The sequence below is a fragment of the Gordonia sp. YY1 genome, from assembly GCF_009872315.1.
GTDB lineage: Bacteria > Actinomycetota > Actinomycetes > Mycobacteriales > Mycobacteriaceae > Gordonia > Gordonia amicalis.
The window spans coordinates 109,923-134,373 of the sequence record NZ_WXYI01000008.1; the positions used below are offsets into that span (position 1 = coordinate 109,923).

General features: G+C 67.4%; 23 protein-coding genes, 1 tRNA gene and 1 other RNA gene. 8 read left to right on the plus strand and 17 right to left on the minus strand.

What is annotated here, in order from left to right; genetic code table 11:
• Window positions 1-40: 40 nt before the first annotated feature.
• From recR to BPODLACK_RS12820, 5 genes are all read right to left on the minus strand, one after another.
• Window positions 41-652 (minus strand): recombination mediator RecR, encoded by a 612-nt coding sequence (gene recR / locus BPODLACK_RS12800; protein ID WP_006435159.1) that lies wholly within the window; start codon window positions 650-652, stop codon window positions 41-43.
• A 51-nt stretch (window positions 653-703) separates the two neighbouring features.
• Complete coding sequence (locus BPODLACK_RS12805; protein WP_174324705.1) at window positions 704-1,120, minus strand: YbaB/EbfC family nucleoid-associated protein; 417 nt, start codon at window positions 1,118-1,120, stop codon at window positions 704-706.
• Complete coding sequence (locus tag BPODLACK_RS12810) at window positions 1,098-1,427, minus strand: hypothetical protein (RefSeq protein WP_006435161.1); 330 nt, start codon at window positions 1,425-1,427, stop codon at window positions 1,098-1,100. Before BPODLACK_RS12810 ends, BPODLACK_RS12805 begins: the two co-directional genes overlap by 23 nt.
• 162 nt (window positions 1,428-1,589) lie before the next feature.
• Entirely contained in the window at window positions 1,590-2,486 is an 897-nt protein-coding gene (locus BPODLACK_RS12815) for a pseudouridine synthase (RefSeq protein ID WP_191834966.1), read from the minus strand.
• A 74-nt stretch (window positions 2,487-2,560) separates the two neighbouring features.
• Window positions 2,561-2,998 carry an SRPBCC family protein gene (locus BPODLACK_RS12820; protein WP_006435163.1) on the minus strand — a complete coding sequence of 146 codons (438 nt, stop codon included), beginning with the start codon at window positions 2,996-2,998 and terminating at the stop codon, window positions 2,561-2,563.
• An 80-nt stretch (window positions 2,999-3,078) separates the two neighbouring features.
• Between BPODLACK_RS12820 and BPODLACK_RS12825 the strand changes: the two genes are divergently transcribed.
• Window positions 3,079-4,461, plus strand: coding sequence for an FAD-binding oxidoreductase (locus tag BPODLACK_RS12825; RefSeq protein WP_159405449.1), 1,383 nt, complete (start codon window positions 3,079-3,081; stop codon window positions 4,459-4,461).
• Window positions 4,458-5,780, plus strand: coding sequence for a class I SAM-dependent methyltransferase (locus BPODLACK_RS12830; RefSeq protein WP_159405430.1), 1,323 nt, complete (start codon window positions 4,458-4,460; stop codon window positions 5,778-5,780). The genes BPODLACK_RS12825 and BPODLACK_RS12830 overlap by 4 nt, the downstream gene beginning before the upstream one ends.
• A gap of 60 nt (window positions 5,781-5,840) precedes the next feature.
• Here the strand turns inward: BPODLACK_RS12830 and BPODLACK_RS12835 are convergent, their stop codons facing one another.
• The 6 genes from BPODLACK_RS12835 to BPODLACK_RS12860 all read right to left on the minus strand — a co-directional run bounded on the left by BPODLACK_RS12835 (window position 5,841) and on the right by BPODLACK_RS12860 (window position 12,521).
• Complete coding sequence (locus BPODLACK_RS12835; RefSeq protein ID WP_159405431.1) at window positions 5,841-6,566, minus strand: M15 family metallopeptidase; 726 nt, start codon at window positions 6,564-6,566, stop codon at window positions 5,841-5,843.
• 32 nt (window positions 6,567-6,598) lie between these two features.
• Window positions 6,599-9,223: a DNA polymerase III subunit gamma and tau gene (locus tag BPODLACK_RS12840; protein ID WP_159405432.1), complete on the minus strand. Its 2,625-nt coding sequence runs from the start codon at window positions 9,221-9,223 to the stop codon at window positions 6,599-6,601.
• Window positions 9,224-9,266: 43 nt separating this feature from the next.
• Window positions 9,267-10,727, minus strand: coding sequence for a glycosyltransferase 87 family protein (locus BPODLACK_RS12845; protein ID WP_159405433.1), 1,461 nt, complete (start codon window positions 10,725-10,727; stop codon window positions 9,267-9,269).
• Window positions 10,728-10,839: 112 nt separating this feature from the next.
• Window positions 10,840-12,114: an aminotransferase class I/II-fold pyridoxal phosphate-dependent enzyme gene (locus BPODLACK_RS12850; protein ID WP_006435169.1), complete on the minus strand. Its 1,275-nt coding sequence runs from the start codon at window positions 12,112-12,114 to the stop codon at window positions 10,840-10,842.
• A gap of 70 nt (window positions 12,115-12,184) precedes the next feature.
• An RNA gene (gene ffs, locus BPODLACK_RS12855) (signal recognition particle sRNA small type) lies at window positions 12,185-12,279 on the minus strand.
• A 153-nt stretch (window positions 12,280-12,432) separates the two neighbouring features.
• Window positions 12,433-12,521 (minus strand) — tRNA-Ser (locus BPODLACK_RS12860).
• 80 nt (window positions 12,522-12,601) lie between these two features.
• Between BPODLACK_RS12860 and BPODLACK_RS12865 the strand changes: the two genes are divergently transcribed.
• Entirely contained in the window at window positions 12,602-13,450 is an 849-nt protein-coding gene (locus BPODLACK_RS12865) for an NmrA/HSCARG family protein (protein WP_159405434.1), read from the plus strand.
• A gap of 67 nt (window positions 13,451-13,517) precedes the next feature.
• Here BPODLACK_RS12865 and BPODLACK_RS12870 read toward each other — a convergent pair whose 3' ends face one another.
• Window positions 13,518-14,603: a DNA polymerase domain-containing protein gene (locus BPODLACK_RS12870; protein ID WP_024499601.1), complete on the minus strand. Its 1,086-nt coding sequence runs from the start codon at window positions 14,601-14,603 to the stop codon at window positions 13,518-13,520.
• 2 nt (window positions 14,604-14,605) lie between these two features.
• Complete coding sequence (locus tag BPODLACK_RS12875) at window positions 14,606-15,658, minus strand: ATP-dependent DNA ligase (protein WP_159405435.1); 1,053 nt, start codon at window positions 15,656-15,658, stop codon at window positions 14,606-14,608.
• 164 nt (window positions 15,659-15,822) lie between these two features.
• On the opposite strand from BPODLACK_RS12875, the gene gluQRS reads away from it, so the two are divergent.
• Window positions 15,823-16,746 carry a tRNA glutamyl-Q(34) synthetase GluQRS gene (gene gluQRS, locus BPODLACK_RS12880; RefSeq protein WP_024499602.1) on the plus strand — a complete coding sequence of 308 codons (924 nt, stop codon included), beginning with the start codon at window positions 15,823-15,825 and terminating at the stop codon, window positions 16,744-16,746.
• Between the two features lie 3 nt (window positions 16,747-16,749).
• Here the strand turns inward: gluQRS and BPODLACK_RS12885 are convergent, their stop codons facing one another.
• The 3 genes from BPODLACK_RS12885 to tgt all read right to left on the minus strand — a co-directional run bounded on the left by BPODLACK_RS12885 (window position 16,750) and on the right by tgt (window position 20,711).
• Entirely contained in the window at window positions 16,750-17,760 is a 1,011-nt protein-coding gene (locus BPODLACK_RS12885) for a hemolysin family protein (RefSeq protein WP_159405436.1), read from the minus strand.
• Window positions 17,753-19,180 (minus strand): hemolysin family protein, encoded by a 1,428-nt coding sequence (locus tag BPODLACK_RS12890; RefSeq protein ID WP_159405437.1) that lies wholly within the window; start codon window positions 19,178-19,180, stop codon window positions 17,753-17,755. Before BPODLACK_RS12890 ends, BPODLACK_RS12885 begins: the two co-directional genes overlap by 8 nt.
• 271 nt (window positions 19,181-19,451) lie before the next feature.
• On the minus strand, window positions 19,452-20,711 hold the full coding sequence (tgt, locus tag BPODLACK_RS12895) for a tRNA guanosine(34) transglycosylase Tgt (RefSeq protein WP_159405438.1): 1,260 nt from the start codon (window positions 20,709-20,711) through the stop codon (window positions 19,452-19,454).
• Between the two features lie 118 nt (window positions 20,712-20,829).
• On the opposite strand from tgt, the gene BPODLACK_RS12900 reads away from it, so the two are divergent.
• Window positions 20,830-21,330: a hypothetical protein gene (locus BPODLACK_RS12900; protein WP_096272815.1), complete on the plus strand. Its 501-nt coding sequence runs from the start codon at window positions 20,830-20,832 to the stop codon at window positions 21,328-21,330.
• 60 nt (window positions 21,331-21,390) lie between these two features.
• Entirely contained in the window at window positions 21,391-22,194 is an 804-nt protein-coding gene (locus BPODLACK_RS12905) for a MerR family transcriptional regulator (protein WP_159405439.1), read from the plus strand.
• Window positions 22,195-22,219: 25 nt separating this feature from the next.
• On the opposite strand, the gene BPODLACK_RS12910 is transcribed toward BPODLACK_RS12905, so the two are convergent.
• Window positions 22,220-23,035: a tyrosine-protein phosphatase gene (locus tag BPODLACK_RS12910; RefSeq protein WP_096272811.1), complete on the minus strand. Its 816-nt coding sequence runs from the start codon at window positions 23,033-23,035 to the stop codon at window positions 22,220-22,222.
• 366 nt (window positions 23,036-23,401) lie between these two features.
• Here BPODLACK_RS12910 and BPODLACK_RS12915 point away from each other — a divergent pair, with 366 nt between their 5' ends.
• Window positions 23,402-23,608, plus strand: a complete 207-nt coding sequence (locus BPODLACK_RS12915; RefSeq protein WP_159405440.1) for a hypothetical protein — start codon at window positions 23,402-23,404, stop codon at window positions 23,606-23,608.
• A 108-nt stretch (window positions 23,609-23,716) separates the two neighbouring features.
• Window positions 23,717-24,448 (plus strand): ATP-binding cassette domain-containing protein, encoded by a 732-nt coding sequence (locus BPODLACK_RS12920; RefSeq protein ID WP_006435182.1) that lies wholly within the window; start codon window positions 23,717-23,719, stop codon window positions 24,446-24,448.
• Window positions 24,449-24,451 lie beyond the last annotated feature (3 nt).

Below are 24,451 nucleotides of genomic sequence, written 5' to 3' on the forward strand. Positions count from 1 at the left end.
CCCCGCGTGCGGTCCTCAGGCCAGAATCCGGCGGCGGTCCTCAGGCCAGAATCCGGCGACCGGACAGCGCCCGGCCGAGCGTCAGTTCGTCGGCGAACTCGAGATCGCCGCCCATCGGCAGACCCGACGCCAGCCGTGTCACCGACAGCCCGGGGAAGTCTTTGAGCATGCGCTGCAGGTAGGTGGCGGTCGCCTCGCCCTCGGTGTTGGGGTCGGTCGCGACGATCACCTCGCTGACGTCGACTCCGTCCTCCTGATTGGCGAGCCGCCGCAGCAGCTCACGAATGCGCAGCTGGTCGGGTCCGATCCCGGACAACGGGTCGAGCGCACCGCCGAGCACGTGGTAGCGACCGGTGAACTCCTTGGTCCGCTCGATCGCGTGGACGTCCTTGGGTTCTTCGACGACACAGATCTTGGTGGCGTCGCGTCGGGAATCCGAGCAGATCCGGCACAGGCGATTCGCCGACACGTTGCCGCATTCGGCGCAGAAGACGACGTCGTCGCGGACGCGTCCGAGTGCGGCGATCAGTCGGTCGATGTCGGACTTCTCCCCGGCGAGCAGGTGGAAGGCGATCCGCTGCGCACCTTTCGGACCGAGACCCGGCTGCTTGGCCAGTTCGTCGATCAGATCCTGGATCGGTCCTTCATACATCGTGTGCCCGGGTTCTCTGGTGTCGTGGGGAGGATCGCGCGGCGGGCGCGATCAGCCGCCGAGCCCGGGGATACCGCCGCCGAGGCCTCCGGCCAGCGGACCCATCTTCTCCGTGGTGAGCTGCTCACGCTTCTGCGACAGGTCGGCGAGCGCGCCCAGCAACAGATCCTGCAGGGTCTCCACGTCTTCGGGGTCGACGACCTTGGGGTCGATGGACACCGCGGTCACCTCACCGGTGCCGTTGCCGGTCACGGTGACCAGGCCGTTGCCCGCGCTTCCGACGATCTCCGCCGCGGCGATCTCGTTCTGTGCGGACAGGAGCTTCTCCTGCATCTGCTGCGCCTGGGCCAGCAGTCCCGCCATCGGGTTCTCGCCGCCCTGGCCGCCGCCGAACAATGCGCTGGGATCGAATGGTTGCGTCACGCCGTCCAGGGTAGCCCCCGGGTCAGCGCAACAATCGATCGACATGCGCGGCGATGTCGTCGACGGTCACCTCGTCGACCGGGCTGATCTCGAAGGACAGCACCTCGTCCCCGAACAGTCGGCTTGCCCGGCGGGTCAGCGAGAACTCGAAACGGTCGTCCACGCGCCGCCACTCGACGATGCCGCCGTAGACGGGCGCGCTCGCCCCGGTCGTGACGCAGTGTTCGTCGGCGCGCGGTCCGCCGGTGAGATCGCGCTGGATCTGGAAACAGGCCAGCGACTCGTCGTCGATGAAGACGACGGCTTCACATCCCAGGTCGGGGTGTCGCTCATACGACGCTCGAATCGTCACGGTGGCCAGGGTAGATGCTCACGTGCACCCGTAGCCATCCACCGAAAGCGCCCCCCGAGATGCGCCCTCTGGAAGTCCGGCACGGACGATATGTCGCCGGCGTCCTGCTGAAGGGCGGATTTCGGGCGCGGATTTCGGGGCCGGATTTCGGGGGTATCGAGGTCAGTCCGACCACACCGAGCGTCGGCTCTCGAACCGGCGCGGCGTGCCGTCGAGCGGATCGGTGAACTCCAGGACGTGCGCGACCAGCCGCAGCGGGGACGTGAAGTCCCCGTGGTCGGGTCGTTCCGCCAGCTCCGGGCGGACATCGGGATACAGCGGATCGTCGACGATGGGGACGCCCAGCGAGGACATGTGCAGCCGCAGCTGATGGGTACGTCCCGTGTGCGGCACCAACCGGTACACGCCACCCCGGTCGGTCTGTTCGACGAGGGTGATGTCGCTGATGGCGTTGACCGGACCGTCGACGACGCGCGCCCGCAGGTCACCGGCCGTTTTCTCGATACGGTCGCGCACGGTGACGGTGCCGGAGAGCGCCTCGTCGACCGGCGCGAGCGCGCGATACTCCTTGCGCGCCTGCCTCGACGCGAAGAGGTCCTGGTAAGCAGCCCGGACCTCTGGTCGCAAGGTGAAGAGCAGGATGCCGGCGGTGAGGCGGTCGAGACGGTGGGCCGGCGAGATCGTGTCGCTGTCCAACTCGCGCCGGAGTCGCACCAGAGCGGTCTGCGTCACGTGACGACCCCGCGGCATGGTCGCCAGGAAGTGCGGCTTGTCCACGACGACGATGTTGTCGTCGCGGTAGAGCACCGGGACGTCGAAGGGGATCGGGACCTCGTCGGGGAGATCGCGGTACAGGTAGAGCGAGACGTTCACCCGCGACGGCGCGTCGAGGTCGACGGGTTGGCCGCCGGCGTCGACGATCTCACCCGCGGCGGCGCGCGCCCGCAGTTCCGCGGCGCCGAGGCCCGCGAGACTCGGGGACGCGAGGAGCGCTTCGCCGACGGTGGATTCGGGCCCCGACCGCAAGACCACCCGCGTCGAGTCGACGCCGTCCCTGATCGGAAGCGGCGAGGGTCGGGCCCGGCCCCTCCTGCGCGGGGTCAGTTCTCTGCGCCTGTCAGTTCTCTGCGCTGTCAGTTCTCGAGGCGCTTCTTGAGGTTGCCGAGCACCTCGGCCTGAATGCGGTTGAGTCCCTTGGGCGCGAAGGTCTTCTCGAAGAAGCCGCCGATGCCGCCGGCACCGTTCCAGGTGGTGGTGGTCGTGACGCGCGAACCGCTGCCCGACGGGGCGACCTTGTAGGTCGTCACCATGGTGGAGTTGGCGTCGCGCTCGGTGACGGTGTCCGGGGTGACGCTGACGGTCGCCTGCACGTCGCGCTGCCGCTTCGAGGTGGCCTGGAGAATCCAGTGCACGACGGTGCCGTCGCCGTTACCGCCGCTGATGACCTTGTAGTCGCGGTACTGCGCCGGGAGGATCGCCGGACGCACGTCGTCGTAATCGGCGAGCGCCCCGATGACGGCGTCCGGAGCGGCGGTGATGTCGATCGATTGTGATGCGGAAACCTGACCCACGATGGACACTCCTCAGGACGAAACGATTGGCGGGCGAACTGATCAAGTCCTAGGCTAACCGGGTGAGCTCTGGGCTGGAGATGGGGGGACAGGCATTTGACCAGGGGGTGTCCACCCTACTGGCCAGCTATCGTGCCATTCCTCCGAACGCGACCGTGCGCCTTGCGAAGAAGACGTCCAACCTCTTCCGCAAACGCGCAGCCAATCCACATCCCGGACTGGACGTCTCCGGACTCGACCGGGTGATCTCGGTCGACCCCGACGCCCGAACCGCCGACGTCGCCGGGATGTGCACCTACGAAAACCTCGTCGCGGCGACCCTGCCCTATGGTCTGGCGCCCCTGGTGGTCCCCCAACTCAAGACGATCACCCTCGGCGGCGCGGTGACCGGCCTCGGCATCGAGAGCACCTCCTTCCGTTCCGGACTCCCGCACGAGTCGGTGTCGGAGATCGACATCCTGACCGGTGACGGTGAGATCATCACCGCCACACCCACCAACGAACATGCCGATCTGTTCTTCGGCTTCCCGAACTCCTATGGCACGCTGGGCTATTCGGTCCAACTGCGCATCGAGCTGGAACCGGTGAAGCCCTACGTCGCGCTGCGCCACGTGCGGTTCACCTCCGTCGCCGAGCTGCAGTCGACGATGGAGACGATCGTCACCGACAAGACATACGACGGCGAGCACGTCGACTACCTCGACGGAGTCGTGTTCTCCGCCAACGAGTCCTACCTCACAGTCGGACGCCAGACCGACGAGGAGGGCGCGGTCAGCGACTACACCGGGATGGACATCTACTACCGCTCCGTCCAGAGCAAGACCACCGACCGTCTCACCATCCACGACTACCTGTGGCGCTGGGACACCGACTGGTTCTGGTGCTCGCGCGCTTTCGGTGCGCAGAACCCGAAGATCCGCCGCTGGTGGCCGAAGCGCTACCTGCGCAGCAGCTTCTACTGGAAGCTGATCGCGCTCGACCAGCGCTACGACATCGGCGACCGGCTCAACGCGCGCAAGGGACTTCCGCCGGGTGAACGCGTCGTGCAGGACATCGAGGTGCCGATCGAGCGCACCACCGAGTACGTCGAGTGGTTCCTGGACAACATCCCGATCGAGCCGATCTGGTTGTGCCCGCTGCGTCTCCGCGAACCCGCCCTGCCCGGCTCGGACCCGGTCCGCCCGTGGCCGCTGTACCCGCTCGAACCGCAACGCACCTACGTCAACGTCGGCTTCTGGTCGGCCGTGCCGGTCACCCCGGGCGATCCCGGGCACACCAACAAGATCATCGAACGCAAGGTCGCCGAACTCGACGGCCACAAATCGCTGTACTCGGAAAGTTTCTACGAGCCGGACGAGTTCGACGAACTCTACGGCGGTGAGAGTTATCGGCTCCTGAAGAAGCGGTACGACCCCCGCGGCCGTCTTCTGGACCTCTATTCGAAAGCGGTGAAACGCCAATGACGACATTCAAAGACAGCGCACCCGCCGGTGCGGATCCCCACACCTGGAAAATGTCCTTGTCCGAGATCTTCGAGACCCTCCTCGGCGGCAACCTGTCGATTCGGATCTCGGCATACGACGGCAGCAGCGCCGGCCCGGCAGACGCCCAGTACGGCCTCAACCTGAAGACGCCGCGCGGCACCACCTACCTCGTCACCGCACCCGGTGACCTCGGCCTGGCCCGCGCCTACATCGCCGGCGACCTCGAACTCGTCGGCGCGCATCCCGGCGACCCCTACCCCGCACTCAAGGCTCTCGCGAGCGACCTGGACTTCCACCGCCCCTCGCCGCTGGTCCTGGCGCAGATCGCACGATCGCTCGGTATCGAGCACTTCAAGCCGATCGCCCCGCCCCCGCAGGAGGCCGTGCCGCGCTGGCGTCGCTTCGCCGAAGGCCTGCGGCACAGCAAGGCTCGTGACGCCGAGGTCATCCACTACCACTACGACGTGTCGAACGCCTTCTACGAGTGGGTCCTCGGCCCCTCGATGACCTACACGTGTGCGGTCTACCCCGACCACGACGCGTCGCTGGAGATTGCGCAGGACAACAAGTATCGCCTCATCTTCGAGAAGCTGCGCCTCAAGCCGGGCGACCGGCTGCTCGACATCGGGTGCGGCTGGGGCGGAATGGTCCGCTACGCCGCCAAGCGCGGCGTTCACGCCATCGGCGCCACGCTGTCGGCCGAGCAGGCCGAGTGGGCGCAGAAGGCCATCGTCGACGAGGGCCTCACCGACCTGGCCGAGGTGCGCCACAGCGATTACCGCGACGTCACCGAGTCCGGCTTCGACGCGGTGTCGTCGATCGGTCTGACCGAGCACATCGGTGTCAGCAACTACCCGGCCTACTTCGGTTTCATGCGTGACAAGCTGCGTCCGGGCGGAATGCTGTTGAACCACTGCATCACCCGGCCCGACAACGCCAGCCGCAGCAGGGCGGGTTCGTTCATCGACCGCTATGTGTTCCCCGACGGCGAACTCACCGGGTCGGGCAAGATCATCTCCAAGCTCCAGGACATCGGCGGCATGGAGGTCATCCACGAGGAGAACTTCCGCGAGCACTACGCGATGACCCTCCGGGACTGGAACGCCAACCTCGTCGAGCACTGGGACGAGGCTGTCGCCGAGGTCGGTGAGGGCACCGCCCGCCTGTGGGGCCTGTACATGGCGGGCTGCCGGATCGGCTTCAACCGCAACATCATCCAGCTCCACCACGTGCTGGCGACCAAGCTCGACGACCACGGTGGACACCAGGTCCCGCTGCGGCCGTGGTGGGACGCCTGAGTCCCTTCGACCAAACGAAACCCCGTCGGACCACCGGCGGGGTTTCGTCGTTCGAAGGTCTCAGGTGAGGGGGACGTCGATGATCGGCCGGCGGACGTCCGCGCCCGGTCCGTCGAAGTGCCACCATTCGCCGGAGTAGACGCTCAGTCCCCCGGCGGCCATCGCCCGGCGCAGCCCAGCCCGCGCGGCCTGCGCAGACACCGAAACCCCTTGCGTCGCAAATGCGGTCGCGCGTGGAGTGAACGAGTCGAAGTCGGTGCCCATGTCGATACGGCAGAGGTCGCCGACCTTACGCGGAGCCGGACAGCTCGGGTTGCGGACCGCCAGCGTGACGTCGACCGAGCGCCCGGATTCGTGGCTGGTCGAATAGGGGCCGGGTGCCGCGACCCACGCCGGATCGGGCACTTTCCGGAACATGCGCTGCTGCACCGAATGCGGCCGATAGCAGTCCCAGAACACCAGGGTCTCGCCACGGGCCCGCAGCCTCTGGGCCGCGGTCCGCAGGCCCGGAGCCATCGACTCATGGACCAGACAGCGGGCGTTGCGCGGGTACAGCTGCTCACCGACGAAGTTGTCGGTGGTCGCGTACCGCAGATCCAGCACCGCGTCCGCGACGACGGTCTTCACGTCCACCAGTCCGAGGGAACGCGCCTGTTGGTCGACGGTCTGCCGTGGCGTCGACGGCGATCCGTTGGGTGCCGCTTCGGCACCGGCCATCGACAGCATGAGAGCCACCGTCGCCGCAGCCGGCGTCATGACCAGACGTAGAACCGATCGCAATCGCATGTCTGCGTTCTACCAGCCCGTGATCACGACGGTCACTCGATCGGCCGTGCCCCGAGTTCCGACTTGAGCAGCTCGAGGGCCACCAGGTCGGGATCCAGGCGCTGTTCGGGCGCTCCCGTCCTCGCATCGGCGACCATCTCGGCCCGCTCCTCGTCGGGGATGTCCTCGTCCGCGCGTGGCGGCTCGGGCTCCTCCGGTTCGGCCACCGGCTCGGGCGCGGGGGCCGTGGCCACGAACTGGTCCCGGGCACGACTCGGCCGCGAGTACGACTGCCGGGGCTTGGCCTGCGGTTTCGTCGGCTGCCCGCCGCCGGCCACCGACGGCGCGACTGCAGTGCCCGGGGCCTGATGCACGGTGCGCACGTCGAGCGGTGTGCCGAAGACCTCGGAAAGCGCCTCGCGGATGATCGTCACCGCATGGGGTGCCGAGAGTCGGCCGACGAGCACCTCCACCGGATGCGCCAGGACCACCGTGGCGCCCTCGAGATCGGCGATGACTGCCGCCGACAACATCGGCTCGAGACTCTTGGAACGCTCGCGGACCGCTGCCCGGATCTCCGGGTACCGCGTGCGGACGGCGTCGGCGTCGAGTCCACCGGAGGGAGCAGGTTCGGGCTCCGGTTCCGGTTTCGGTTCAGGCGCCTTCGCCCGCACCGGCATCGCGTCGGGCGGCGGGACCGAGTACTCGTCGACCGGCTCGTCCGGCAACGGGATGTCGTCGAAGGGGGCCGACTGCCCCGGCTCGGGGGCGGGTTCCGTGGCCGGTTCGGCCCCCCGTGCGCGCGACGGTGGCTCCGGCGCCGTCGGGGTGCCGCCGTTCCGGACTGAGGGGGTGACGTCGGTCCGCACGGGTTCCGGCGCCGGCGGCGCTGTTGCCTCTGCCTCGACCGGCGACTCGACTGCGGCGACGGGGAGATCGAGCGTCGGCGCCTGGACGTCCGGAGCTTCGGTGTCCGGAGCTTCGGTGTCTAAAGCTTCGGTGTCTACGGCTTCGGTGTCCGGAGCGTCGGTGTCCGGAGCTTCGGTGTCTAAAGCTTCGGTGTCTGCGGATTCGAGGTCCCCGAGATCGAGCGCATCCGGGTCGGGGAGGGCGTCGAGCGCAGGCTCCTCGACACTCAGCTCCTCGAGCATGTCCGCGTCGTCGGTGGTGTCCTCGACGTCGGCCATCAGCGCGACTGGATCCGCAACGACCGACTCCTCGACCACAGGTGTCTCGGAAACCTGGTCAGCGGCCGCGGTTTCAGCGGCGACGGGCTCAGCGGCCACGGGCTCGGGCGCCGGCGCGACAGGCTCCGGCGCGGTTGGTGTCGGCGGTGTCGGCATCGGCGCCGGGGGCGAGGGTGTCGGTGCCACGACGGCGACATCGGCCTCGGCTTCCTCCGCCGCGGCGCGACGGGCCTCTTCGGCCGCCTTCGCCTCTTCCATCGCCTTACGCTGCGACGGGCGCACGAACTTCGGTTCCGGTTCTGGCTCAGCGGGTTTCGCCGGCACCGGGATCGACGTCGAACCGATCCCCGATTCCAGACGCTCGAGCCGCTGCAGCAGAGCGGCGTCGTCGTTCGACACCGCGGGCAGCAACATGCGCGCGCACATCACCTCGAGGAGGAGGCGCGGCGACGTGGTGCCGCGCATCTCGCCGAGGGCGTCGTGCACGATCTCGGCGAAGCGCGTCAACGAGGCGGGACCGAGCGTCTCGATCTGACTCTGCATGCGTGCGAGCTGATCGCCCGGCGCCTCGACGAGCCCACGGTCGGCAGCATCGGGAACGGCCTGCAGCAGGATCAGGTCGCGGAGTCGTTCGAGGAGGTCGACCGCGAAACGGCGGGGATCGTGACCCGCGTCGACGACCTTCTCGACGGCCCCGAACAACGCCGCGCCGTCGGCCGACGCCAATGCGTCGACGGCGGTGTCGATGAGGGCGATGTCGGTGACACCGAGCAGCGCGAGTGCACGCTCGTAGGCGACGCCCTGGTCGTCGGCGCCGGCGAGGAGCTGATCGAGGATCGACAGCGAGTCACGCGGCGAACCCCCACCGGCACGGATGACCAGTGGGTAGACCTCGGGTGCGACCGTCACACCCTCGCGCTCGCAGATCTTCTCCAGCAGACCGCGCATGACCGGCGGGGCGAGCAGACGGAACGGGTAGTGGTGCGTGCGCGAGCGGATCGTCGGCAGCACCTTCTCCGGCTCGGTCGTCGCGAACACGAAGATGAGATGCTCCGGCGGCTCCTCGACGATCTTGAGCAGTGCGTTGAAGCCGGCGTTGGTCACCATGTGTGCCTCGTCGACGATGAACACGCGATAACGCGACTCGGCCGGCGCGTAGAACGCGCGGTCACGCAACTCGCGGGTGTCGTCGACGCCGCCGTGGCTGGCCGCGTCGAGTTCGATGACGTCGAGGTTGCCTGGTCCACCGGGAGCGAGCGCCACGCACGACGAGCACGTGCCGCAGGGCCGCGAGGTAGGGCCTTCGGCACAGTTCAACGACCGCGCCAGGATTCGCGCCGACGACGTCTTGCCACAGCCGCGCGGACCAGAGAAGAGGTACGCGTGGTTGATGCGTCCGGAGTCGAGGGCACGGCTCAACGGATCGGTGACGTGCTCCTGCCCCACGACGTCGGCGAAGGTAGCCGGGCGATAGGTGCGATACAGAGCCACGCGTCGAGAGTACCGGCGACCCGTGACATCGGATGCGCCTGCCTCACACTGCGGGCGATGCCCCTGTCTCGGGTGCATCACCCATCAGCTCACCGGCGGTTCCGACCAGGTCATCGACCATCTCGTCGGACAGATCCACGTGGTCGGCGTGGGTTCGCACGGACGGTTCGACGGCCCGGGAGCTGCCACCGTCGGCCTGATCGGTGGGCAATCCGCCATCGGCGATGACCGCTACCGCGACCCCGGGAGCGATGACTGCAGCCGGGTCGGACTCGGTGGCCGAACGGGAACCGAAGAACCGGAGGGCGACGACCGTCGCGATCAGAATCCCGAGATAAGCCCACAGATACGGGCTGACGGTGAACCAGTTGAGCCAGGTGACCCGCGTCTTCACGTAGAGACCCGTGTAGTAGGCGTCGGGCAGGAGCCCCGGAACATGCGTCGGCCACGCGAACGCCAGCAGCACGACGGCCGTGGCGGACGCCGCCGCCAGGCCACGTTCGACCTGGGTGCGTCGTGTGTCGAGAGCCAGGTGGACGCCGGCCACCACGATCGGCACGAACCAGACCCAGTGGTGACCCCACGACATCGGCGAGACCACACATGCGGTCATGCCGACGATGCTGATCGCCACCAGTTCCTGCCCTCGGCGATGAGCGTAGGCGGCGACCGCGAAACCGGCGACGAGGGCGATCACGACCAGTGCGGCCCACAGGAGAGTCGACGGATCGTCGGTGTCGAGGTGGTTCGCGAGCATCCCGCGGATCGACTGATTGCCGCGCAGCTGCGCCGAGCCGACACGGTCGGACTGGAACAGCTTGCCGGTCCAGTAGGCCCACGAGTCACGCGGAAGCGCGATGAAGCCGATCGCCACCGTCATGGCGAATCCGCCGATGACCCCGAAGAACGCTCGCCAATTGCGTTGCACCGCGTAGTAACCGGCGAAGATCAGCGGCGTCAGTTTGATACCCGCGGCGATACCGGTGCCGATGCCCTTCGTCTTGCTGGTGTCGGGACGGGTGAGGTCCGCCAGGATCAGCAGCATCAGGAAGACGTTGATCTGGCCGTACCAGATGGTCGTCCGGACGGGTTCGAGCAGCATCGCCACCGCGACCAGCGCCATCGCGATCACGCGCAGCGGCCACGTGACCGGCCGGCCCAGGCTGCGGAAGCTCAGCATGACGACGAGGTAGAGGGCGACCACGATGCCCGCGGTCCACAGCCATCGCGCCACGTCGAACGAGATCCACGCGAGAGGTGTGAAGAGCAACGCCGAGAACGGCGAGTACGTGTAGTCGAGGTCGCCGATCATCTTGACGTCGTAGAGGCTGGCACCCTCGGTGACGGCTTGAGCTCCCTGCCGATACACGGCCAGGTCGATCTGATTGTTGAGCAGACCCCAGAACTGGGCTCCCCAGGGCACGACGACATCCTGGAGTGCCAGAGCGATGACCCCGACGATGGCGAAACCGGATGCGAGAAGAACCGGCCTGGGCAGATTCACGATTTACAAGAGTGGCATATGGATCGGCGCATACCGGTTCACTCACCGCCGAATGAGAGCTATCTAACGCTGCGTGGGCGTTTCGATGCGGCGTGTCGGCGAGACGAGTGGCTCAGTTGCGCTCCGCCAGCAGGGTCTCGGCCGACGCGAGGAGCACGCACGTCGCGACCCCGTCCATCGCGGCCCGCAGGTCGTCGGTGTTCGGGAAGGTCGGCGCCAGACGGATGTTCCGGTCGTGCGGATCGGTCTTGTAGGGGAACGCGGATCCGGCACCGGTCAGGGCGATCCCGGCTTGTTTCGCCAGTTCGATGGTGCGTCGGGCCGCGCCGTCGACGACGTCGAGGCTGATGAAGTAGCCGCCCTCGGGCTCCGACCACGAAGCGACCTTCGACTCGGCCAGCCGATCCTCGAGGATGTCGAGCACCAGCTTGAACTTCGGCGCCAGGATCTCGCGGTGGCGGGCCATGTGGGCGCGCACGCCGTCGGCGTCACCGAAGAACTTGAGGTGACGCAGCTGGTTGACCTTGTCCGGACCGATGGTCTTGAAGCCGAGGTACTTGCTGAACCAGGCGATGTTCTCGTCCGACGACCCGAAGAACGACACGCCGCCACCCGCGAACGTGATCTTCGACGTCGAGCCGAGGACGTACACGCGATTGGGGTGCCCGGCCTCGGCGGCCATCTCGAGGACAGGCAGCTGCGTCGGCGCGGCATCGACCAGGGTGTGAACCGCGTAGGCGTTGTCCCAGTAGATACGGAAGTCGGGGGCGGCCGGCATCGCGAGCAGGCCGCGTGTCACCTCTTCGGAGAACGTGACGCCGGTCGGGTTGGAGTAGGTGGGCACCGCCCACAGACCCTTGATGCTCGGGTCGTTGGCGACGAGCTCGGCGCAGAGCCGGACATCTGGACCGTCCGGGAGCATCGGCACCGGGATCATCTCGATGCCGAAGCTCTCGGTGATCGCGAAGTGCCGGTCGTATCCGGGGGCCGGGCACAGGAACTTGATCTTCTGGCGGCCCCACGGCTCGTCGGAATCGACGGTGCCGTGCAGCAGGCCGAAGACCGTGAGGTCGTGCATGAGTTCGAGGCTGGAGTTGCCGAACGCGATCAGGTTCTTCGGGTCGACGGCGAGCAGCTCACCGAAGATCTCGCGCAGCTCGGGCAATCCGACGAGGCCGCCGTAGTTGCGGGTGTCGGTGCCGTTGCCGTCGCGGTAGTCGTCGCCGGGCAGGGACAGCAGCGCGTTGGACAGATCCAGCTGTTCGGGAGCCGGCTTGCCGCGCGTGAGATCGAGCTCGAGACCCAGGGCGGCCAGCTCGTCGTAGCGCTTCTTCAGGTCCGCCTGGGTGTCACGTAGTTGGTCGGCACTCATCGAGTGGAAATTCAACGTTGGACCTCTCGCGCTGGACGCCGGCGCGGGTGTCCGACGACACAGACCTGGAAAAATGAATCGGGGATATAGGGGACCCCGCGCACCCGAGAGAGCCCGTTGACCCTTGCTGCCTTCCGGCCCTGGGGGAGTTCACAGGATGCACGCCGCGCGGGATCCGTCGTCCAGTGTAGCGAGGGTTCACGGCTGGGCGACACCGGGTCTTCGCGACGTCGCGGCGGGCACATCCGCGCAGGTCCTGGCGGGTTACGAACCGGAGATACGACGAAGGTCCGCGGTGCGACCCCCTTGCGGGAGTGCACCACGGACCTTCGGTGGCGGAGGATAGGGGATTCGAACCCCTGAGGGCTGTTAACCCAACCCGCGTTCCAGGCGAGCGCCATAGGCCACTAGGCGAATCCTCCAACGACGAGATGATAGCCGCCGGGCACGCCCACACCCAAACCCGCTTGCCGGTCACGCGAACCGCACTAGGGTCGGGGGCATGTCCGATTCCTCTCCCGTCGTCGTCATCGGAGCCACCGGCGGTCAGGGCGGCGCGGTGCTCGACGCGCTGCTCGAGGCCGGTGTCGCAGTGCGCGCACTCGTCCGCGACGCCGTGTCGTCGAAAGCGGCGGTGCTCGCCGATCGCGGCGTGGAACTCGCCGTCGGTGACATCGTCAGCGGCGTAGGCCTCACCGATGCGTTCACCGGCGCGGCGGGCGCCTTCGCGCTGACGACGCCCTTCGAGTCCGGCGTCGACGCCGAGGTCGCCCAGGGCACCGCGCTGATCGAGGCGGCGACCGCGGCCTCGCTCCCCTATCTCGTCTTCTCGTCGGTGGCCTCCGCCGACCGCGACACCGGTGTCCCTCACTTCGACTCCAAGTTCGAGGTGGAGAAAATGCTCGCCGGCACCGGCATCCCGCACACGATCGTGGGGCCGGCCTACTTCTACGACAACCTGCTCGCCGGTGCCGACGCCCTCGCCGCCGGGGTCATGCCGATCGCGATGCCCGCCGACAAACCGCTGCAACAACTCTCACGTCGCGACCTCGGTCGTTTCGTGGCGACGCTGTTCCAGGACCCGGGTGCGCATGCCGGTGAACGCATCGACATCGCCTCCGACGAGCTGACGCCCGCCGAGATGGCGCGGGCCGTAGGCGACGTGCTGGGCACCACCGTGAGTGCGGAATCCTATGACCCCGAACGCATCCCGTCAGCCGACCTGAGCGCGATGTTCGCCTTCCTCGGTGACCGCAGGTACGAGGTGGACATCCCCGGGCTGCATCGCCGGTTCCCCGAAATCGAGTGGCAGACCTTCGCCGAGTGGGCGGCGGAGGCGCTGCGCCGCTGACCGGAGAACCTTCCGTATGACGTTGAACCCGGAAACCGGGCACAACGTCATACGCGTCTGCAGCGACTCACGCGTCGGAGCGTCGGTTGCCCTTCTCGTCCCAGTGCTCCGCGACCTTCTTGCTGGGCTGCACGCGTGGCGGCTCGCCCGGCATCTTCGGGTAGCTGGGCGGATAAGGCATGTCACCGAGGCCGTTTGCGTCATCCGTCTGCACCATCTCGAGCAACTTCTCGATGCCACGGCGGTGATCGGCGATGTCGACCCACGGATCACCGCGGTCCTCGAGCAGGTTCGGGACCGTCGCCATGGTGCAGTCGTCGGGATCGACGTCTTCGAGTTCGGCCCACGTCACCGGCGTCGACACGCGTCCGGTCGCACTGCGTCGTACCGAGTAGGGCGAGGCCATCGTGCGGTCACGGGCGTTCTGGTTGAAGTCGATGAAGATCCGTTCCCCCCGTTCCTCTTTCCACCATGACGTGGTGACGTGGTCCGCGTCCCGGCGTTCGAGTTCACGTGCGAGCGCGATGACACAGCGCCTGGTGGCGATGAAGTCCCACCGGGGTTCGATGGGGACGTACACGTGAATTCCCCGGCCACCGGAGGTCTTCACGAAGCCGGTGAAGCCGAGTTCGTCGAGCAGCGGCCGCAAGCCGTCGATCGCCACGCGCCGCACATCGTCGAACGTCGTGCCGGGTTGCGGGTCGAGGTCGATGCGGAGCTGATCGGGATGGTCGTTGTCCGGATGCAGGGTCGGCCAGGTGTGGAAGGTGACGGTGCCGAGATTGGCCGCCCACACCAGATCCGCGGGCACCGTGGGACGGATGGCGTCCCCGGTCCGCTTGGACGGGAACACGATCGGCGTGGACTGCACGTGTTCCGGACGCTTCTTGGCGATGTGCTTCTGATAGATCTCCTCCCCCTCGACGCCGTCGGGGAATCGTTGCAGGAACGTCGGCCGGTCTCGGGTCGCGCGCATGAGCGGTCCGTCGCCGCTGTCGTCGACGCCGAGTGCGACGGTCCGGTAGTACCCCACGAGATCCCGCTTGCGGCCACCGTTCTCGCCGAGTTCGGGGAAATAGATCTTGTCCGGGTTGCTGAGCCGCACAGCGACTCCGGCGACGTCGAGTTCTTCAGCGGGAGAACGTGATGCCATGGTCATTCCCCTTCCAGGACGTCGTGCAGGTCGTAGGTGAGCGGAACCTCGAGCTGGTCATAGCCGCAGCTCTGGGGGTCTCGGTCCGGCCGCCAGCGCAGGAACTTCACGGTGTGCCGGAAGCGCTGGTTCTCCATCTGGTCGTAGGCGAACTCCGCGACCAGTTCGGGGCGGATAGGGATCCACTCCCCCGACTTCTCCGACCGCCACCGGGTGAGTTCACCCGGCGCCGGCTTCCCCGGGTCGAGCCGCATCGGCTCGAACATCTCCTGCAGCTCAACACGTTTGGCATCGGAGAACGCCCCCGCACCGCCGACCATGCGCAACTCGCCGTCGTCGCCGTAGAGCCCGAGAAGCATCGAGCCGATCCCCCTGCCCGACTTGTGAATCCGATAGCCGAAGATCACGCAGTCCGCGGTCCGCTTGTGTTTGACCTTCAGCATCTCGCGTTTGTTCTCGACGTACACCCCGTCGAGCCGTTTGGCCACGACCCCGTCCAGGCCGGCCCCCTCGAAAGCGGAGAACCAGTCCTCGGCAACGGCGGGATCGGCGGTGACCCGGCTGACGTGCATCCGCCGGTCCCGTCCACCGGGCCCGACCGCGCGCAACAACGCCTCTCGACGGACCGCGAACGGTTCCCCGTTCACCGCGGTCGACTCCAGGGCGAGTGCGTCGAAACCGATGAAGATGGCGGGCGTCTTCTCGGCGAGCATGCTGACCCGCGACTCGGCGGGATGAATGCGCTGCGCGAGGGAATCCCAGTCGAGACGGTGCGTGTCACCGATCAGTGCGGGTACCCCGATCTCGCCGTCCAGGACGACCCGGTCGGGCAACTCCGCCTTCGCCGCCGCCACGATCTCCGGAAAGTAGCGGGCGAGGTCCTTCCCGCCGCGAGAACCGATCGCCACCTCGTCGCCGTCGCGGAAGATCAGGGCGCGGAAACCATCCCACTTGGGTTCATACGACCAGACCGTCTCGCCGTCGGGCTGTGGCGGTACGGCGGTGACCGCCTTGGCCAGCATCGGGGCTACGGGCGGCATGACCGGAAGATCCATGGCTTCACTGTTCCTCACACCTCCGGGCGCTGGCAACGATCCGCCCGGAACTCCGGGACAACCGTCGGGTCCGGCGCGCCCGTCGGGACGCACCGCAGGGGCAGACCGTCGGCGGCGCCGGTTCTCATCGCGGCTCGTCGAGCCGAGGCGGTAACCTCGACGCGATGTCGACACAGCACGCAGCGGGCCGGTACGCACCGTCCCCGTCGGGCGACCTCCACGTCGGCAACCTCCGAACGGCCATGCTGGCCTGGTTGTTCGCCCATACGACGGGTCGCCGTTTCCTCATCCGCATGGAAGATCTCGACCGCGCCGTCGCCGGCGCCGACGCCCGGCAACTCGCCGACCTCGCCTCGCTCGGTATCGACTGGGAGATCCCGGTCGTCTACCAGACCGCGCGACGCGACATCTACCGCGACATCATCGCCCGGCTCCGCGACGCCGGTCGAACCTTCGAATGCTTCTGCACGCGTCGCGAGATCCTCGAGGCGCCGTCCGCTCCCCACGCGCCGCACGGCGCCTACCCCGGTACCTGCCGCCATCTGACCGACGCCGAGCGCGCCGAGAAGATCGCCGCCGGACGGCCGCCCGCGATCCGCATCCTGGCCGACACCACCGAGTTCACGGTCACCGACCTGCTCCACGGCACCTTCACCGGCATGGTCGACGACTTCGTGATCCAGCGCAACGACGGCACTCCGGCCTACAACCTGGCCGTCGTGGTCGACGACGCCGCGCAGGGTGTCGACCAGGTGGTCCGCGGCGACGACCTGCTGTCGTCGGCTCCGCGTCAGGCCTACCTCGCGACACTGCTCGGCGAGACGCCACCGACCTACGCACACGTGCCGATGGTGCTCAACCCCGCCGGCGTCCGACTCTCCAAGCGAGACGGCGCGGTCACCCTCACCGACCTGGCGGCGGCCGGAGTCTCGGCAGCCACCGTGCTCTCGCACCTCGCGCAGTCGCTGGGTCTCGCCGGACGCGGCGAAGCCGTCGACCTCCCGACGCTGGCGGCCCGCTTCGTCCCCGAGGCTCTCCCCCGCGAACCCTGGCTGCTGGGCCCGACAGAGTGGGCCTCCACTGCCTGAGTGCTACGCCGTCGTCGCCAGCAACCTCTGCAGCAGGTCGTTGAGGGTGATCAGTCCGATGGCCCGCCCCGAGTCCGTCACCAGGGCGAGGTGGGCCCGCCTCTCACGCATGGCGGCGAGAGCCTCGTAGACCGGTTGTGCGGATTCGATCCGCAACACCGGGCGCATGAGGTCGGCGGCCGTGGCACCCGGCTCGGCGCGCAGGCTGTCGCGCACATGCACGACGCCGTGCACCGGGCCACCGTCGGCGTCACGAACCAGCAGACGCAGGTGGCCGGAAACCCGTCCGACCGTCTGGATCTCGTCAGCGCTCGCGGTCGGCGGCACCGCCGCCAGGATGTCATTGGGCGTGACGACGTCCGCGAGGGACAGCGACTCGAGTTCAAGCGCGCTGGTCAGGTGCGCGTGATAGCGCTCGTCGAGTGTCCCGACCGTCGCCGAGTGCTCGACCAGATGGCGCAACGCGTCACTGTCCTGGCCGGTGGCGACCTGATCCACGGGTTCGACACCCACGCGCCGCAGGCACCAGTTCGCGAGATGGTTGAGCTGCACGATGACCGGCCGCGTCACCCACATGAACGCACGCATCGGCAGGGCCAGCACGATCGCCGACCGCTCCGGGTGCGCGATCGCCCACGACTTCGGCGCCATCTCGCCGACCACCAGGTGCAGGAAGGTCACGAAGATGAGCGCCACCACGAAGCCGACGACGTCGGCGGACCAGTAGGGCAGGCCCCAGCTCTCGAACAGCGGCGTGAGCCAATGGTGCACAGCAGGTTTCGTGACCGAGCCCAACGCGAGTGTGCAGACGGTGATGCCGAGCTGCGAACCCGCGAGCAACACGGACAGCTCCGACGCGCTGCGGAGGGCCGCCCGGGCGCTGCCGCTCGTCGCGGCCTCGTCCTCCAGCCGGTGGCGTCGGGCAGCGATCAACGCGAACTCGACGGCGACGAAGAAGGCGCTGGCCGCGATGAGCACGACGGTGATCACCGCGACGATCCACGGGTTATCCATTGTCGGCCTCCCGTCCGGCATCCGATCCTGCTGCGTCGGAGCCCACTTCGGCCCCGCGCGACACCGACACCAGGGCCGGCACATGCTTCTCCACCTCGAGGACCTGCACGCGCACCACACGAGGCGGCGCGTCACCGTCGTCGAACAGCGCGGCCGGATCGGGGTCGATGCTGATCGCCACCGTCTCCCCGACCGCGGGGAGACCCACGAACTCCGCGATCACCAGTCCGGCGATCGTCTCGTAATCGCCCTCGGGCAGTTCCCAACCGATCGCGCGGGAGACCTCGTCGACGTGGGCGTCGCCCCGGACGCGCCAGCCGTCGGCGGTCTCCTCGATCGTTGCGATGCTCTCGGGATCGTGTTCGTCGTCGATCTCGCCGACCAGTTCCTCGGCGATGTCCTCGGCGGTCACCACGCCGGCGAAACCGCCGTACTCGTCGATGACGATGGCCATCTCCTCGTCTGCGGTGGAGAGGTTCTCCAGCACCTCCGGCAGCGGCAGCGTCGACGGGACCACGACGGCCCGGCGGCACAGATCACCTGCGGTGGCCGACGGGTCGGCCCGGGCGGGTTCCTTCTTCAGCGCGTACGACCACTCAAGCAGATCGTGGAGATGAACCACTCCGCGCACCTCGTCGTCGGTACCGGCGGTCACCGGGTACCGCGTGTGTCCGGTACTCATCCGATCGAGCACCTCCGACGCGGGCAGCCCGGCATCGACCAGGTCGGTGTGCGGCCGCGGGATCATCGCATGTTCGGCTGTGCGCGTGGGAAACTCGAGAACGCGGTCGAGCAGCACGGACAGGTCCTCGGGCAGCTCGCCGGCATCACGCGACTCGGCGACGATGTGTTCGAGGTCGCGGACCGACGCCGAGTGCTCGACGTCGTGGACCGGCTCGATCCGCAGGGCGCGCAGCAGCAGATTCGAGGCCTTGTCGAACAACGCGATCAACCAGCCGAAGACGGTCAGATAGATCGTGGTCGACCGGGCGAGCCACAGCGCGACCGGTTCCGGCCGGGCGATCGCCAGGTTCTTGGGAAACAGCTCGCCGAACACCATCTGCACGACCGTGGAGAACAGGATCGCGATGACCGTGCCGATCGCGACACCGACACCCACCGGGATGCCGACGTTGTTCAGCAGGTCACCGACCCCGGAACCGATCAGGGGTTCGGCGACGTAACCGACGAGCAGGCCGGTGACGGTGATGCCGAGCTGGGCTCCGGACAGCATGAACGACGTGCGCCGGGTGACGGAGAGTGCGCGTTTCGCGGCGGCGTCACCGGATTCGGCACGGGCTTTCAGGCGGGAGCGGTCGACCGCCATGAAGCCGAATTCCTGGGCCACGAAGTAGCCGGTCACGGCCGTGATCGCGAGGACCACCAGGATTCCCAGGAGGATTCCGAGAACGGTCAGCATGTCGCCATCCGATCAGGATCGACGCCCGGGGCGTCGGGGAAGATCTCGCAGGGGGCTGCTCGTTCCGAACTCGGTTCGGAACTGGGTGCGGACGGGTGTCGTCGGCGTTTTCGGCGCTTTGCGCGTCTCATCGTCTCTCTCGCTGGTACTCGAATACCCCTACAGGGTGCCGAGTCTTCGGGGTGGTTCGCAACTGCTTGCGATGGGAACACAACGAACAACTGTCACGCACGGTTCCCCGACGTGACCCACCGCGCTCCCGCGGACAGGGTCAATCTCGCATCGACCCGTAGTAGCGACGCAGGAATTCGTCCCGGTACTCGACGTAGGTGCCGTTCTCGATCGCCTGACGTGCACGGTCGACGAGTGTGACGATGAACGACACGTTGTGCAGGGTCGCGAGCGTCGGACCAAGCCCCTCCTTCGCCTTGAACAGGTGGTGGAGGTAGGCCCGGCTGTACTGCGAAGTGTAGTTGTCGATCTCGGGGTCGAGCTGCCGGAAGTCATTGCGATACTTGGCATTCGTCACGTTGTACCGGCCGTCGAGCGAGTAGATCGCGCCGTTTCGGGCGACGCGCGTGGGCGACACGCAGTCGAAGGTGTCGACGCCGTTCTCGATCGCGGTGAAGATGTCGTCGGGCTCGCTGATGCCCAGCAGATGCTTCGGCGCATCCTCCGGCAGTTCGTCGTTGACCCAGCCGACGATCGTGCCGAGGTTGTGCTTCTCGAGCGCGCCGCCGATGCCGTAGCCGCCGAATCCCTTTCCGCCCGCGTCACGATCGGCCTCACTCAGGGCGACGAGATCGCGTGAAGCCTTGCGCCGCAGGTCCTCGTACTGGGCTCCCTGGATCACGCCCCACAACGACTGCTGGGGACGGTGCGCGCGTTCGACGCTCAGGCGGTTGTGCTCGACCAGGCAGCGGAGGGCCCAGAGTCGGGTGCGCTCGAGCGAGCTCTCCTGGTACGCACGGGTGTTCATCAGGGTGGTGAGCTCATCGAAGGCGAAGATGATGTCTGCACCGAGCTGGTGCTGGATCTGCATCGACACCTCGGGAGTGAAGCGATGGGCCGAGCCGTCGAGGTGCGACTTGAACGTCACGCCGTCGTCATCGACGCGCGAGAGCCGTTCCTTGCCGTTGGCGGTCAGCTCGTCGTCGGGGTTGCTGACCTCCATGGCGATGACCTTCTTGAAGCCGGCGCCGAGCGACATGACCTGAAATCCGCCGCTGTCGGTGTAGGTCGGACCCCGCCAGTTCATGAAGGCACCGAGCCCGCCGGACTGATCGATGATCTCGGGACCCGGCTGCAGGTAGAGGTGGTAGGCATTCGCGAGGACCGCCTGCGCGCCCAGCGCGGCGACCGACTCGGGCAGGACGGTCTTCACGGTCGCCTTGGTACCCACCGGGATGAAGGCGGGGGTCTGGATCTCGCCGTGCGCGGTGGCGATCACCCCGGTACGGCCCCGGGTGCCGGGGAGGGTGGTTCCGACGGTGTAGGCGGGGTCGGTGACTTCGGTTCCGGTACTGCTCACCGGTGCATCCTCCCAGGTCGGCGCCCTCCGCCCAAACCGGCGGCGCGATCGTCGGGCCCGTCGGACGCCACGAGGACGCCGCGGTTCGATGTTCCGCCGATTCGATACGGTGGGGACCATGTCGTGCAGAACGCGCCGCGCCATCTCCTCCGGGACCAGGCTCGCCACCACCGCTCTCGGCCTGTCATTGGCCCTGTTCACGCTGTCCGCGTGCGGCGAGGAGCAGGACGTCACCGACACCGCCGGGACCGGTGCGCAGGCGTCAGCGGAACAACCAGCCGACGCTCCGTCGACCTCGGCCCCCGTCGTCGCCGGCCGCAAGCCCGCATCGACCCGTGCCGAATCCGTCACACCGCGCGCCGACGCGGACGACTCCACCCGCAGCGGCCCCGGCGCCACCTGCGGCACCATCCCCGGGCCGGACGGCGCACTACGTGTTCTGATCCTCGCCGGCGACGTCGATTGCGGCCAGGCGAAGTCGATCGGCGGCGAGTACGGCCCCAAGATCGTCAGCGGCACTCAGCAGTCGGTCTCCGGCTGGACATGCGGACCGTCGCAGTTGCAGGGCGTGCTCGCCGCCTGTCAGAAGGACACCACCGTCATCGGTTTCGCGCCCTGACCCGCCCCACTCGCCGGACGGCTTGACCCTCACGCGACGTCAGACCCCAAGGTTGCCCATGTGAGTGAAGAGAAGCGTCACCCGCAGCGCGATGATTCCCCGGGCCTGACCGTGGGCGCCGTCGCGGGGATGGTCGGGGTCAGCGTGCGCACGCTGCACCACTACGACCAGATCGGGCTGGTGACACCGTCGCGCCGCACGACGGCCGGATACCGCGTCTACGACGACGCCGACGTCGACGTCGAACGGCTCTACCGTGTCCTGACCTACCGCGAACTGGGCTTCTCACTCGAGCGGATAGCGACCCTGCTCGACGATCCCGATGCGGACGAACTGCATCAGCTCCGGACGCAGCACGCGCTGCTCACCGACCGGATCGATCGCTTGCACCGGATGGTCGTAGCGGTGGAGGAGATGATGACCACGAAGAAACGCGGAATCCAACTGTCCGCGGCCGAGCAGCGAGAGATCTTCGGCGACGACTGGCGCGGCGAAGAGTACAGCGCGGAGGCCGAACAACGGTGGGGCGAGACCGATGCGTGGCAGGAGAGCCGGAAACGCGTCGCCCGGTTCTCGAAGGAGGACTGGCGCAACATCAAGGCCGAGACCGATGACCTCGAACGGCGCCTTGCCGACGCGATGCTCCAGGGACTGACACTCGGATCTGCCGAAGCCGACGCGCTCGCCGAGGAACACCGTGCCCAGATCGGGCGGTTCTACGACTGCTCGCACGAGATGCACGTCGGACTCGCCGACATGTACGTCGCCGACCCGCGCTTCACCGCGCACTACGACGAACAGGCACCCGGGCTGGCCGTCTATCTGCGTGAGGTCATCCGGACCAACGCCGCGAAACACATCTGATCGCGGCGCCGGCCCGGCATCGGTGTCACTGGTCCAGATAACGCGTCCGAAGTGTCTCCGGGACAGCGGGATCCAGGCCCAGCCCGTCGCGGAAGTAGCCCTCGACGTCGCCGTACTCGGCGGTCATCTCGTCGAACGCATCCTCGAGGTACTGCCGCCGGACGCCGAGAATCGCCGACAGGATGTCCGGATCACCGCCGGCCTTCTCGAATGACGCGAAGACCGGATGCAGTGCCGGGATCAGTTCGTCGTTGGTGAGCAGGTAGTCCTCGAACACCTCGTCGCGACCGACGCCGAGCACCGTGAGGAACGTCGCGGCGCCCCAGCCGGTGCGGTCCTTGCCGGTCGTGCAGTGGAACAGTGCCGCCCCGGGTCCGGCCGGCTCGGCCAGGGCCTCGAAGAACTTCCGGTAGGACGTACGGGCACTCGGTAGGTTCACGATCTGCCGATAGGTACCCGCCATCATCGCTTCGGCCTGCCCACCGCCGAGGGCTTTGTTGGCCTGGGCGACCATCGCCGGGTCGGCGAACACTTCGTTGAGACGGGCCGGCATGGCGGTCGACGAGTCGGCCAGGACGTCGAGGTGGGTGTCGGTGACGCCCGGCAGGTCCGGGTCGGGTGCAGCGTCCCGCTCTGCAGCGGTACGGAAGTCGTAGACGGCTGTGATCCCCAACTCGTCGAACTTCGCCAGGTCATCCCCGGCCAGACGGTGCAGCTCGGTGGACCGGAACACCAGGCCGGCGCGCACCCGGCGTCCGTCGGCAGCCGACCAACCACCGAGGTCCCGGAGATTCGGCACAGTGGCGAGCGCCACGGCATGCCCATGGGTGAGATCTGTCATGAAAAGAGATTCTGACAGCCCAATCCGATCGGCCTTCGGCGACGAATCTCCCGAGTGCTCAATATGTGCCATAAATATCCGTCCGATGATCCCATGAGGCACTCTGATGACGTTGAGTCGACGAGAAGTTGGCCGCCGGTTTACCGATACCCGCGAGTAACATTAATATCGTGCCGTCTTGGGAGATGACTCACAGATGGCCTTTCTCTTCCCGGGGAAAGTGAGCAACAAAAGCGCAACCCATACGATTCCGGTCACATCATGAGGATTCCCCCGATCACCCCAAACGTGCTGTTCGCAGGAGGTGGCGGGGCAGTGATATCCGAACCTCGGCGGCGTTACAGGGCGCCAGGTGAATTTCGTGCCATGATCCTCCACGACAGCCTGCGCAGTCGCATTGAAAATGCCGGATATCCCTGGGCTAAGTTCCCTTTCATGTCCAGCAAAGTGGCGGTTCACGGTCGCACAATCATCCAAAATGTGCGGGTATTCGACCGGCCGTCCGAAGGACTGATCAACGGCACGGACCCACTGACCGAGGGCGACGCCGAGCGGATCTTCAAGAACCTCTGATTCAACCCCTGCCTGTCGTACTGCCTTCCGGCGGTACGGCAGGCAAGTCGGTTGTACCGACCCCCAAGAGAAAGTTGGACGATGTGGTCTTCGGATCGGGCGGCAGCGATGCGTGACGCCCCGGAGCCTGGCGGCACCCCCTCGGACGCAACCCTGATCGAAGCCCGCGAACTCTCCGTGGATGCTTCCTGGGGCCACATCTGCGGTCCGGTCGACCTCCGGGTCCGCACCGGCGGAGTCACCGTCCTCGCCGGGCCGGAGGGCCGCGGCCGAACCGCACTGTTGCTCACGCTGGCGGGTCGCATGCGCCCGACGAAAGGCGAGTTGGTCGCCTTCGACCGCTCGAACGACGCCCACCATCTGTTCAAGAACGCTGCCGTGGCATGGATCGACGAGGTCGACGACATCGAACAGACCATTCGCGTCAGCGACGTCATCACCGAGCAGATCCGGTGGTCGGCACCTTGGTACAAGTGGGTCACGCCCGCGCTCGAGGAAGACCTCGAGCGCATCTGCCGACCCGTCTTCGGCCCGTACCCCCTGCCGGCGATGGAGTCGTTCGTCGAAGAACTCCCCGAACTGACCGCTGCCCTCTTCCGTATCGCGGTGGGCAACCTGCGACGTCCGCCGCTGCTGGTCGTCGGCGGGGTGGACAACCTGACGCGAAGCCAGAACCAGCTTCACCTGATGGACCGTCTCGTGGACCTGGGCCGCACCCAGACCGTGATCACCGCCGACATCAACGCCGTGTCCCCGGCCGGCGGTGTCCGTGACGTCATCGGTGTCCACAACCTCACAGATGGCCAGTTCGTCGGCCTCGAGCACGAAGATCGGACGTAGAGA